General features: G+C 68.2%; 8 protein-coding genes and 1 pseudogene. 3 read left to right on the plus strand and 6 right to left on the minus strand.

Features of this window, described 5'->3' with window-relative positions:
* The first annotated feature begins 55 nt into the window (after positions 1–55).
* The 3 genes from QFZ29_RS19455 (at position 56) to QFZ29_RS19465 (ending at position 5,935) form a co-directional block, all read left to right on the plus strand.
* The gene (locus QFZ29_RS19455) at positions 56–3,526 is read left to right on the plus strand and encodes a putative Ig domain-containing protein (RefSeq protein ID WP_306896241.1); all 3,471 of its coding nucleotides are present in this window, start codon (positions 56–58) and stop codon (positions 3,524–3,526) included.
* Between the two features lie 224 nt (positions 3,527–3,750).
* The gene (locus tag QFZ29_RS19460) at positions 3,751–5,424 is read left to right on the plus strand and encodes an alkaline phosphatase D family protein (RefSeq protein WP_306896243.1); all 1,674 of its coding nucleotides are present in this window, start codon (positions 3,751–3,753) and stop codon (positions 5,422–5,424) included.
* A gap of 163 nt (positions 5,425–5,587) precedes the next feature.
* Positions 5,588–5,935, plus strand: coding sequence for a DoxX family protein (locus QFZ29_RS19465; RefSeq protein ID WP_306896245.1), 348 nt, complete (start codon positions 5,588–5,590; stop codon positions 5,933–5,935).
* Positions 5,936–5,945: 10 nt separating this feature from the next.
* On the opposite strand, the gene QFZ29_RS19470 is transcribed toward QFZ29_RS19465, so the two are convergent.
* The 6 genes and pseudogenes from QFZ29_RS19470 to QFZ29_RS19495 form a co-directional block, all read right to left on the minus strand.
* A complete protein-coding gene (locus QFZ29_RS19470) occupies positions 5,946–6,317 on the minus strand; it encodes a cupin domain-containing protein (RefSeq protein ID WP_306896247.1) in 372 nt (123 codons plus the stop codon).
* A 2-nt stretch (positions 6,318–6,319) separates the two neighbouring features.
* Complete coding sequence (locus QFZ29_RS19475) at positions 6,320–7,438, minus strand: NYN domain-containing protein (protein ID WP_306896249.1); 1,119 nt, start codon at positions 7,436–7,438, stop codon at positions 6,320–6,322.
* A gap of 85 nt (positions 7,439–7,523) precedes the next feature.
* Positions 7,524–7,688, minus strand: coding sequence for a serine hydrolase (locus tag QFZ29_RS19480; protein ID WP_373426278.1), 165 nt, complete (start codon positions 7,686–7,688; stop codon positions 7,524–7,526).
* Positions 7,689–7,755: 67 nt separating this feature from the next.
* A pseudogene (locus QFZ29_RS19485) lies at positions 7,756–8,505 on the minus strand (serine hydrolase domain-containing protein); the annotation flags it as partial.
* Positions 8,506–8,551: 46 nt separating this feature from the next.
* Positions 8,552–9,478 carry a 2-hydroxyacid dehydrogenase gene (locus QFZ29_RS19490; protein ID WP_306896251.1) on the minus strand — a complete coding sequence of 309 codons (927 nt, stop codon included), beginning with the start codon at positions 9,476–9,478 and terminating at the stop codon, positions 8,552–8,554.
* Between the two features lie 46 nt (positions 9,479–9,524).
* Positions 9,525–12,215 (minus strand): alpha-L-rhamnosidase, encoded by a 2,691-nt coding sequence (locus QFZ29_RS19495; RefSeq protein ID WP_306896255.1) that lies wholly within the window; start codon positions 12,213–12,215, stop codon positions 9,525–9,527.
* Positions 12,216–12,412 lie beyond the last annotated feature (197 nt).

Genomic DNA, 12,412 nt, shown 5'->3' on the forward strand with positions numbered 1-12,412 from the left:
GACCTGCCCGAGCGGCACGTCGCGTGTGCCCATCCGACGACGAAGGAGTCCTGTGATGCAACGTCCGTTCGAACGGATCCGGCGGAGGTGGCTGAGCCTCGCGGCGATCGTGGCCGCGTTCACGCTGGTGGCGACCCCGGTGCCCGCCTTGGCCGCCGATGAAGAGCCGCAGCACGTGGAGGTGTCGTTCCAGGTGAGCACAAGCGACGACGGCTTCACGCACCCAGGTATCGGCGTGAGCGCCGACAACCTCCTCAGGGCACGCGATCACGTCCAGGAGGACGCCGAGCCATGGGCGACCTACTACGACGCGATGGTGGCGACGAAGTACGCCTCGATGGCCCTGCGTTCGGCGAACCAGTCCGCGGTGCTCGACCAGCCCGCGGTGACGGCCTTCAATTCGCAGGCGGTGCAGTCCAGGCTGATCCAGGATGCCTGGGGCGCGTACACGCAAGCGGTGCTCTACGTGATCACCGGCGACCCGGTGCATCGCGACAACGGCATGCGCATCATCCGGATCTGGTCGAACATGGATCCCGCCGCTTACGCGTACTATCCCGACGCCCACATTCACTCTGGTGTGCCGCTGCAGCGGCTCCTCATGGCGGCAGAGATCTTCCGCTACTCGTCGGTCGCCGACGGCTACACGGCATATGACCTCGCGTGGCACGATTCGGACACCGCGAAGCTGACCGACAACCTCATCGTGCCGATGACCGAGACCTTCCTGCACACGAACTGGCGGTACCTCAACCAGCACATCTATCCGCTCATCGGAGCCATGTCGGGCTACATCTTCACCGACAACCGCGAACGCTACGACGAGGGCGTCGAATGGTTCACGGTCAACTCGACGACGTCGAGGCCCGAGCAGAACGGCGCGATCGCCGCCATCTATCCGCTGATCGACAAGAACGATCCGCTGAATCCCTACGGGTACAGCTTCGTCCAGCACCAGGAGATGGGGCGCGACCAGGCGCACGGCTGGGACGACGTCAACACGCTCGGCGTCATGGCACGCATCCTCACGGTGCAGGGCACCGAGGTCGATCCGGTCACCGGTACCCGCTCCACCGCGGATGACGCGGTGTCGCCGTATGCCTTCCTCGACGACCGGCTCCTTCACGGCGCGAACCAGTTCGTCGGGTACATGCTCGGCCACGAGATCCCGTGGATCGACACGACGGGCGGCGCGGGCGTGCTCTCGGAGGCATACCGCGGTCGGCTGTTCAACCCCATCGACGAGATGTACCACGTCTACCGCTACGACCTCGGGCGCGACCTCGAGAAGGAGGCACCGCATCTCGAACAGTGGCACGACCAGGCCGACGGCCCGATCTTCCACTGGGGCGCGAACCTCTACAACTTCTGGGATCCGAACCCCGACTACGCGCCCGACTACTGGCTCTCCCTGCCTGAGGAGGTCGCGGGCGTGACGCCGCCCGCTCCGACCGACTCAAAGGTGCAGCTCGAGCAGCGCGGCGTACACATCGACGGCACGACGAAGGTCGAAACCGAGGGCGACACCACGTTCGCGCGATTGAAGGCCTCGAAGGGCGGCAGCACGGTCGCCGTGCGCACGCTCATGTACGTCAGTCGCACCGGCTACAGCCCGGTCGGCGTACGGATCCGCACCGATGGGCCCGCGACCCTCGAGATCCGCAAGAATCCTGATCTCGCGCCGTACCATGTGCTGCGGCTGCCCGACACGCATGGCGCGTGGCGCTACGTCACGTACGACGTCGACACGAATGTGCTGCCCGGCAGCACCCTGGGCGACAACCTGGCGTACTACACGGCGAAGGGCTCCGGCAGAGTCAACGTCGACCTCGACCATGTCGAGCTCGAGGCGAAGGGGAAGCTCGACATCCCCGCGTTCGCGCAGGGCTCGGCGACCCGGCTCGTCGGCGTTGCGGGTGCCGAGTCCGCGCGCGACCTCGCCGCGACCGATCCGAAGGGCGTGACCCTCCAGTACGAGGCATTCGGGCTTCCTGATGGAGCGAGCGTGGATGCCGCATCCGGTCGCCTGACCTGGACGCCCTCCGCGAAGCAGGTCGGCAACCACCGGTTCACGCTCGCGGCGTCGAACGGCGAGGTCGTCACCACGCTCGAGGTCGAGCTCGAGGTCGCCGCCACGCGGCAGGTGGCGCTCGAGACTGCTCTCGCCGGCTACGACCCCGACGAGCGTTACGTGTCGGGTTCGCTCGCCGAGTTCGAGTCGGTGCTCGCGAGCGCCGAGGCATCCGTCGACACCGCAGATGACGCGACCTTCCTCACCGGACTCGCCGCGCTGCAGGAGGCCGTGGCCGCGCTGCAACTGCTCACCCCGCGCCTGGCCGACGATGGCTCGTTCGACTACCGCGGACTCGTCACCTCGACGCTGTCGGCGGCCAACGTCTCGAACCTCGTCGACGGCGACTTCAACACGACGACCGGCGACCTGCGTGCACCCTTCACGTTCGACTTCGGCGCCGGGTTCCGGGTCGCGGCCGACGCGATCGGACTCCAGGCGCGGTACAACTTCGCCAACCGATCGCAGGGCGCCAACGTCTACGGATCCAACGACGGCCGAACCTGGACCCTGCTGACGTCGCGGGAGACCACCAACACGACTGCGCAGAACTTCGCGATCGAGACGATCCCGGTCATCGCCGAGCTGCAGGACTCGACGTGGCGGTACCTCAAGGTGCAGGTCGACCACCCCGGTGTGCCGACAGACCCCGTGTATCCCGGGATCTCGTCGTTCAGCGAGATCCGCATCCACGGCGAACGCCACGAGATGGTCGACGCGATCGCTTCGGCCGCGCTCACGTCGACGAATGCCGAGGCGGGGAAAGCGGTGAACGGCGACACGGTGAAGCTGACACTGGTCGCCGACCAGCCGCTCGCCGGCGTCGACGTGACGATCGAAGGTCGCCCGGCGACGGCCTCGTTGAGCGACGGGCTCACGTGGACCGCGGAGCTCGTGCTGCCCGACGATGTCGACTACGGGAGGAACCTCGTGTTCGCTGCCGACTATCGCACCGCGTCCGGCGGCCAGGGCGCGACGGTCATCGAGACCACCGACGGATCGTCACTCGCCCTCTGGAACACCCACGTGAGCGCCCTCGAGGTCAAACGGGAATGGGTCGACGCCTCCACGGTGCCGTGGCCGGGCACCTCGGGAACGACGCAGGACAACGGATGGCGGTTGTTCGACGGCGACCTGACGACGTTCCCCGACACGACCACGGCCAACGGCTGGGTGACCGTGGTGCCCACCGATGAGACGACGTTCACCTTCGACCTCGTGCGGATGCGGCCGCGGTCGTCGCAGCTCGCGCGTGCGAACGGGACGGTGCTCCAGGGCTCGAACGACGACGGTGCGACGTGGCAGAACCTCGTCACCTTCACCGGCGTCGCCGCGGACCAGTGGTACAGCTTCCCGCTGCCGGCTGAGGCGCACGTCGAACGGCTCCGTGTGCTCGACGAGCACGGCGGGCGAGTCAACATCGCCGAGGTGCAGCTGCTCCACGACGACCGCTGAACGCGTCGAGGCGGGTGGGTGCTGCCCGGGCACCCGCCCGCCCCTAGGCGCGTCCAGCTGGGTCCGCAACCCCCTGGGGAGGTCGTGTGCATCGGCGGATACTTGCCGAGACGACGCTGCCGGCGTCGAGAGGGGAGCATACGGATGTCCCACATCGACACGCCGAACCCGCGTGAGCACGCCGAGCCGCACACCGAAGGTGTCGGCGTCTGAGGACGGCATCCATGGCAAGATCACCGCTGCTGTTGGGTCCGATGCTGCGATACGTCGACGAGACCTCGGCCAGCATCTGGGTGGAGACGCGAGCCGACTGCCGGGTGAGTGTCCATGCTGAAGGACGATCGTGGCACGCACGCAGCTTCGCCGTGCACGGCCATCACTACGCCCTCGTCGAGGTCGATGGGCTCGAGCCGGGCACGGAGCGGCCGTACGAGGTGGAGATCGACGGTATGCCGGTCTGGCCGGAGCCGGAGTCCGAGTACCCGGCGTCGACGATCGCCACGCTCACGCCGGGACGCCCCCTGCGGATGGCCTACGGCTCGTGCCGCACGAGCGTCGCCCACGACAGGTCGGGGAACCGCACGCATGGTGTCGACTCGCTGCGTGCGTTCGCGCTCGCGGTGGCCGAGGGCCGCGACATCCGACCGGATCTGCTGCTGTTTCTCGGTGACCAGGTGTACGCCGACTCGACCACAGAGGAGATGCAGAAGTTCATCCGCAGCCGGCGAGACATCCGTGAGGAGCCCGGCGAGGAGCTCAAGGACTTCGAAGAGTACGCGCACCTCTATCAGCTCGCGTGGTCGGACGAGGCCAATCGGTGGTTGCTCTCGTGCGTGCCGACCGCCATGATCTTCGACGACCACGACATCCGGGATGACTGGAACGCGTCGCTCGACTGGAAGAAGAAGATGGAAGCCACCTCATGGTGGCAGGGTCGCATCGTCGCGGGCTTGGCGTCGTATTGGGTGTACCAGCACCTCGGCAATCTGTCCCCCCGAGACCGCGCAGCCGACGAGTTGTGGCGGCAGATCAGCGGGCATGACGGCACCGAAGCGCTCGACCTCAGCGATGCACTCGACGCGTTCGCCGACCGGTGCGACAAGGAACCCGACAGCTACCGTTGGAGCTACGGACGGGATATCGGCGACGTGCGCCTGATCGTCGTCGACTCGCGGGTGGGGCGAGACCTGACGCCGTCCGGTCGAGGACTGTTGAATGCACAGGAGCTCGCGTGGTTCGGCGAACGGATGCGTGGCGGATTCCGACACGTTCTGGTCGCCAGCTCGCTGCCGTTCCTCCTGCCGCTGGGCCTGCACCACGTGGAGGCATGGGATGAGGCGATCGCCCAAGGCGCCTGGGGCAAGCCGGCCGCTTGGGTGGGGGAGAAGCTGCGGCAAGCGGTCGACCTGGAGCACTGGGCGGCGTTCCAGGACAGCTTCCAAGCGGTGGCGCGGATCGCGGCGGAAGTGGCGGACGGCGAACGCGGCCCGTCGCCGCTGACCGTCACCTTCCTGTCCGGTGACGTGCACTATTCCTACCTGGCAGAGGTGGAACGCGAGGAGGGAGGCCGCATCCTGCAGGCAGTCTGCTCACCTGTGCGGAACCCCCTGCCGCGGTTCCTGCGCTGGTTCGCGGTGGTCATGTCGTTCGGCCCGGCGACGCCCTTGGGTGCGGCGGCCGCCCGTTCGGTGAAGGTTCCCGATCCGCCCTTTCGCTGGAAGATCGTGAAGGGTCCCTGGTTCGACAACAACCTGGCGGTGCTGCATGACAGCTCGGATGGGCTGACGATGACGTGGCACACCGGTGTGGTCGACCACGGAGACGAGCTGCATCCCCGGCTCGAGGAAGTCGCGTCGATCATCGTGCCGGCGAGGAGGGAGAGCAGCGTGTCAGGCTGAGCGCGGTGCTCGCATGGCGCATGCGTCGAGGACGGAGCAGGTACGGCGGGCGAGTCGACATCGCCGAGGTGCTGCTGCTCCACGTCGCGCCTCACGGTGCTGCCTCGCTACCCTGCCAGAGGCGACACCGAACTGAACCGGAGGGGGACCCTACTTGCCCACCGTGACCATCATCGTGATCAGCATCACCGTCTTCATGAATGTCGTGATCGTGATCGGGGACATTGCGCAAGCAAAGTTCGTGGTCGCGAACTCGCGGGAAGTCGGTGTGTCGGACAGCTGGCTGCCGGTCCTCGCCATTCTCAAAGGAGCCGGCGCAGTCGGGCTTGTCGTCGGGCTGGCAGGACTTCCCGTGATCGGGATCGTGGCAGCCATCGGGCTCACGTTGTTCTATTTCAGTGCCCTCATCGCGCACGTTCGGGCGCGCGTCTTCCACAGCATCGCGTTCCCCGGACTCTTCTTCGCGTTCGCGGTCGGGTCCCTCGCGCTCCTCTTAGCGGGCTGGATCTAACGACTGCGCGTCAAGCGAATCGGTCCAGCTGCCGGTCAAGCGAAACGCTGCGATCGCTGACTTCGTCGCCAGTGTGCTTCGTCGTCACGGTCTCGACGAGCACGATGCCGCACTCCGCTTTCGCAACCGGGTTGTGGCGCACTCCTCTCGGAACGACGAACGCTTCGCCGGGGTTCAGTACGACGTCATCGCGATCCTCAAGTTGAATGACGAGCTGCCCGTAGACGACGAGAAAGAGCTCGTCTTCGTCGGCGTGGTCGTGCCACATGAGTTCGCCGAGCAACTTCGCGACCTTGACGTACTCGTTGTTGACCTGGCCGACGACACGTGGCGTCCAGTGGTCGGTGACGGCGGCGAGTTCGGCGGCGAAGTTGATGATCATCCTCAGCCCTTCTTCGGCCGGATCCGCACGCGGTTTCCGCCGGCCTCGTCGAGCTCGACCACACCGCCGCGTGACTTCAGGAAGTCGGTGAACGAGGCGAAGCCCAGCCGGCGCTCCTGGAACGTGGGGTCCATGCGCAGCATCTGGTTCTTCACCGCGCGCATCGTCTGCCACTCCTCGTCGTTCTTCGCGCGCATGAGTTCGAGTGCCTTCAGCAGGAGGCGCCCCGGATTGCGGGGACTGCCCGATGGCGTCTCGTCATCGTCACCCGCTGCGGACTGCTCCACGGGGGCTACGAACTTCATCGCCGTGGAGGGCGCCGTGGGCTCCTCGGGAGGGCTCGTCGCGCCTCCGTCGACCACGACATCGGCGGATGCCGCATCCGTCGCCTTCTTCGTCGAAGCCCGCCGGCGACGGGCCGGTGCCGGTTCGGCGGCCGGTTCGGCGGCCGGCTCGGCGGCCGGCTCCGCAGTGGGTTCGGGTGCCGCTGCGACAGGAGCCGCGGCGCGACCCCCCGACGGCGTCGTCGCGCCGCCCGTCGCCTCGTCGTCGCTCACCGCGGCATCCGTTGCCAGCAGCGCGTCGTAGTCGGCGTACTCGTCGCAGGCTGCGGTGAGCGCGCGGCTCGTGCCGCCAGCGACGCCGATGCCGACGACGTAACGGCCGAGGCGCTTGGCTTTCTGCGCGAGCGCGACGTAGTCGGAGTCGCCCGCGACGATGACGATGTGCGAGAGGTCGTCGATGCGGAACATGTCTTCGACGGCGTCGACGGAGAGGCGGATGTCGGCGCCGTTCTTGGTCGCCGACAGCGGGAACAACTGCACGAGGTCGACGGCGCGGTTGATGAGCTGCCCGCGGTAGCTCGCGTTCACGGGGGTCGACCAGTCGGCGTACGCGCGTGCGATCGCGATGGTGCCGAAGGTGGCGGCGAAGTCGAGCACCGCGTCGATGTCGACGGTGGCCTCGTTGAGCTTCGTCACCGTCGGTGTGGCGGTGATGGTCTTGCCGCGCGAGGTGTCTTTGCGATACGCGCTGTCGCCGTGCAGCTGGTCGTAGCGTGAGATGACGATGTTGTCGAAGTCGAAGTAGAGCGCGACCCGAGGTTCAGCCGTGACGGCCATATGGACCTTTCGTCGTTGTGGGTTCCTTCGATCGTAGGCCCGGTCCGTGCCGGGGCGAAGCCCCGCCGGTGAGTGAGACGACCGCTCAGGCCGCCGCGGCGGCCGCGTTGTGCAGCTCGTCGGTGTCGATCCCGAGGCGGCCCGGCGACGCGATGTTCGTGAGCAGCACGAAGCAGACCCCGGCCGACGGCGTGATCCAGAACTCGGTGCCGGCCCAGCCGCCGTGCCCGAACGTGTCGCGCGCGAGCAGGCCCGGCGCCGAGTGGCGGAGGTTCCACGTGAAGCCCCAGTCCTGCCCGCGCGATGCGAACGTATGGCTCGAGCTTCGGGATGCCGGCGGTGAGCGGAGTGAGCATCGCGTCGTACGTGACGGGTGCCACGAGGGATCCGTCGTTCCGCAGCAGCGCGGTGCCGATCGCGAGCAGGTCGGCGGCGCGTCCGAGGAGTCCGGCGCCCGGATGCCGCAGCGAAGCGAAGCGCTCGTAGTCGACGCCCTGGTCGGCTGCGTCGATGACGTCGTGCGGGCTCGCGTCGGCGTCGAACGTGAGCCCCGCGGCATCCGCTCGCTCGGCCGTCGCCGCGATTGCGCGCTCGAACGCCACCCCGCCCGCGTGCTCGATGAGCGCGGCGATGCCCTCGAACGCGAGCGTCGAGTAGCGCGAGACGGTGCCCGCCTCGAACTCGCGCCCCGGCTCGAGCAGCAACTCTCGCAGGCCAGGGGCGTCCAGCGGCGGCTCGATGATGCCCGACGTGTGGCTCACGAGGTGGCGCAGCTGCACGACGTCGTCGCGGTCGGCGCCGAAGCCCGAGAGCGCCCGGTCGAGCGGCGTCTCGGGCGTGAGCCGGCCCTGCTCGATCAGGTGCAGCGCGGCGAGTCCGACGATCGGCTTCGTGATCGAGAACAACGGGTAGTGGTCGTCGACGGATGCCGCGCGCCCCCGCTCGGTGCCGAACGCGTCGAGTGCCACCACCCCGTCGGCCGTCGCGACGCCGAGCACCGCCGTGGGGAGCGGGCCGTGCTCGACGTGGCGGCGAGCCCAGTCGAAGGCATGGTCGAAGCGGGGCATCGGGGTCCTCTCGGTGTCTGGGTTGAGCCTGTCGAAACCCCGGCCCTCAGCTGCGGAGCACGACGTTGAGCGGCTCCTCGCCGCGCAGCATCCGCTCGATCTGCGTTCGCAGCAGCCTCGCCATGCGGGGCATCATCGCGGTCGACGCGCCGCCCACGTGCGGCGAGATGAGCACGTTCGGCAGGGCGAAGAGCGGATGCCCCTCGGGAAGCGGCTCGGGGTCGGTGACGTCGAGCGCGAAGCGGAGCCGTCGGCGTGAGGCGTGGTCGAGGATCGCCGCGGTGTCGGCGACGTGTCCGCGGGCGATGTTCACGAGCAGGGCTCCATCGGGCATCGCCGAGAGGAAGGCGTCGTCGACGAGGCCGGTCGTGGCATCCGTGAGCGGAACGCCGACGATGACGATGTCGGCGGTCGGCAGGAGGGCCGACAGCTCGTCGAGGCCGTGGATGGGGCCCGCTTCGTCGGTGCGTGCCCGGCTCGCGACGCGCACGACCTCGACCTCGAACGGGGCGAGCCGTGCCTCGATCGCACGGCCGACGCCGCCGTACCCGAGCAGCAGCACCCGCCGGTCGGCGAGGCTCTCGCGCTGCTCGGGCGCCCACCGCCCCTCGGATGCCGCCCGAACGAACTCGGGGATGCCGCGCTGCGACGCCAGCACGAGCGCGAGGGTGAGCTCGGCGGTCGACGTCTCGTGCACGCTCGCGGCGTTCGCGAAGACGTGCCCGGGCGGGAGCGCTCCGAGCACGTGGTCGTAGCCGATGGACTGCGACTGCACGAGCCGCGTGGTGACGTCGGAGAGTGCGCCGAGGAGTGCAGCGGTTCCCATGTACGGCGGCACGACGAGGTCGATGTGGGATGCCGCCGGCGCGGACTCCATGTCCCACACGACAACCTCGACGCCGTCGGGCGGAGTGCCGAGTGCGTCGCGAAGCGTGTTGCCGGGCACGGAGACGAGCAGCGGGGCATCGGTCATGCGTCAATCCTTCCAGAGCGGATGCGGCATGCGGGGCTTCGCGTCGCTAACCCGCGGCGCGTGGGAAACGGAAGCGATAGTCGCCCGAGACGATCGTGAACTCGGTCAGACCGTTTCCGGCCGCGATGTCGCTGATTCCCGGCGTCTCCACGAGCGTCCCTGCGGATTCCAGCACGTCGCCGGAGGGGAGGGAGACCCGCGCCGTCGTGCCGGGCGGCACGGACGCCGCGACCTCGACGTCGTCGCCCTCGATCGACCACTCGGTTGCGACGAGTCCGCGCGGTGTCTCGTAGTGGGCCGCCACGCGGGTGAGCGAACCGCCGATCTGCGGGGCGATGCGGAGCTGCTCGTATCCGACGGACTCCGGCGTCTGGTCGATTCCCGCCACGAACCGCACGAGCCACTCGCCGACGGATCCGAGCGAGTAGTGATTGAACGAGTTCATCTCGACCGACTGGAAACCGGCGTGTTCGGTCCATCCGTCCCATCGCTCCCAGATCGTCGTCGCACCGTGACGCACCGAGTACAGCCATGACGGATAGCGGTCGGTCTCGACGAGCGCGTAGGCGAGATCGCTGCGACCGATCTCGCTCAGCACAGGACAGAGCAGCGAGACGCCGACGAACCCGGTGGTGAGCAGCCGATCGTGCGCCTCGATCGTCCGCACGAGATGGTCGGCCGCCCGTTTGCGGAGCCGCTCAGGGAGGAGTTCGAATGCAAGGCCCAGGAGGTAGGCGGTCTGGGTGTCGCCCTCGATCCGGGCGTCGTCGTCGACGAACGCCTCGACGAACGCGGTGCGCACCCGACGGGCGAGCTCGTCGTAGCGCGCCGCCTGCACGTCGTGGCCGAGCACACTCGCTGCACGTGCCACGAGTTCGGCGGATCGTGCGAAGTAGGCGGTTGCGAGCACCGGCCGCGGTGTCTCGGCGTCGATCTGCAACCAGTCTCCGTAGTGATTGCCCACGCGCCGTCGCCAGACGAGGTCGGGGTTCTCCCGTTCCACGAAGTCCACCCAGCGGGTCATGGACTCGAATGAGTCCGCGAGGAGTCGCCGGTCGCCGTAGACCCGGTAGAGATGCCACGGGATGATGACGCCGGCGTCGGCCCAGGCCGGCGCCCCGTCGGCGAAGAACTCCGAGACGACCGGCGCCACGTCGGGGAATGAACCTTCGGGGCTCTGCGCGAACCGGACATCGCGGAGCCATCGTGTGAAGAAGGCCGCGACGTCGGCGCCGAGGGCCGCCGTCGGCAGGAACACCTGGGCGTCCGCCATCCAGCCGAGCCGCTCGTCGCGCTGTGGGCAGTCGGTGGGCACGCCGACGAAGTTTCCACGCTGACCCCAGCGGATGTTGCTCACGAGCTGGTTCACGTCGGCGCTCGACGTCGTGATCTCGCCCACGAACGGGGTGTCGTTGTGGAGCACGACGGCGGTGACCTCATCGGGTGCCGGCGGATGATCGAGCCCCGAGAGCTCGAGGTAGCGGAACCCGTGCACGGTGAACGTCGGCTCGAAGAGGTTGCTCGCCGATCCCGCCGAGACATAGACGTCGCGCGCCTCCGCCGTGCGCAGATTCGCCGTATAGAGCCGGCCGTCGTCATCGAGCACTTCGCCATGCCGCAGCACCACCTGCTGGCCGGCGGACATCGCGCCGAGCTCGACGCGTACCCGACCGACGAGATTCTGGCCGAAGTCGTAGACAGCGCGTCCGTCGGGATCCGCGAGCCGCTCGGCGGCGGGCACCTGCAGTGTCGCCCGGATCGGCTCGTCGACCTGCGCGATGAGAAGATCGTGATCGTGGGCGAGCTCACGAGCAGGAGCCCACGCGGAGTCGTCGAAGCCGGGCTCCGTCCATCCGTGGAGCTCCTGGCGGGCGTCCACGAGCTCGCCCATAAGGGGGTCCGTGTAGCTGATCGCGCCGCGGTGCTCCCGCCACGCGGCATCCGTCGTGATGACCGTCTCCGTGCCGTCGTCGTGCTCGAGGACGATCATGGCCCACGCCTGCGGGGCGGTTCCGTAGTGCTTGCCCTGGCGACGCGAATCGAAGCCGACGTAACCCGACCACCAGCCGTCGGCGAGCACGATGCCGATCGCGTTCGTTCCGTCGCGGACGAGGGGGGTGAGATCGTACGTCTGGTAGAGGATGCGGTCGCGGTAGTCCGTCCAGCCGGGCGCGAGCTCATGGTCGCCGACCCGCCGGCCGTTGACGTGCAGCGTGTAGAGGCCGCGCGCGCTGGCGTAGGCGCGCGCACGGATCACGGGCGTCGTCACGCCGAACTCGCGGCGGAGGTGCGCTGCCGGCGGGATGTGCCTGACCTTCGCCGGGATGTCGTCGTCGACCGGGGGATCGAGCTCATTGTCGGGAGCATCCCAGTGCACGTCACGGCCGATCCAGGCTCCGCGGAACTCCGAGGGCGACAGCAGGGCGGTCTCGAAGGAGGCAGTCGCTGGCTCGCTCGGCGCGGCGGTCTCATCGAACACCTCGACGGACCAGCGGTACCGGGTTCGTGACGCAAGTCGGGTGCCGAGTTCGATCCCCGACGTCTGCGACGATTCGACCCGCCCGGTGTCCCAGACCTCCCGGTCGCCGCTGCGCACCACGATCCGATAGGCGGACTGGGCCACGCCCCGCCGCCCGCTTCGCAGACGCCACGAGAACCGGGGGATGGAGACATCGATGCCGAGCGGCTCGGTGAGGTGCTCGGTGCGAAGGTCGTACGCGCTGAGGGTGGAGGTCAACCGACTGTCTCCTTAATCGATTCAATATCGGATGCACCATCCGAGCCGATTCGACACGGCTGGACATGCCTGGAGCGTGATCACCGACAGTACACCGGCCGTCAGCTCAGTCAAAGCCCCTCGAGACTGGGTCTTGACGAATGCGGGCAACCTTGCCTACGGTGGGTGATCGGTGCAATTGAATCGATTGAATTCAC

Origin of the sequence: Agromyces albus (assembly GCF_030815405.1) — a bacterium.
Lineage (GTDB): Bacteria > Actinomycetota > Actinomycetes > Actinomycetales > Microbacteriaceae > Agromyces > Agromyces albus_A.

Excerpts from the sequence above, each read along its gene's own strand:
- QFZ29_RS19455 (WP_306896241.1), top strand. The coding sequence starts at position 56 with ATGCAACGTCCGTTCGAACGGATCCGGCGGAGGTGGCTGAGCCTCGCG.
- QFZ29_RS19460 (WP_306896243.1), top strand. The coding sequence starts at position 3,751 with ATGGCAAGATCACCGCTGCTGTTGGGTCCGATGCTGCGATACGTCGAC.
- QFZ29_RS19470 (WP_306896247.1), bottom strand. The coding sequence starts at position 6,317 with ATGATCATCAACTTCGCCGCCGAACTCGCCGCCGTCACCGACCACTGG.
- QFZ29_RS19475 (WP_306896249.1), bottom strand. The coding sequence starts at position 7,438 with ATGGCCGTCACGGCTGAACCTCGGGTCGCGCTCTACTTCGACTTCGAC.
- QFZ29_RS19490 (WP_306896251.1), bottom strand. The coding sequence starts at position 9,478 with ATGACCGATGCCCCGCTGCTCGTCTCCGTGCCCGGCAACACGCTTCGC.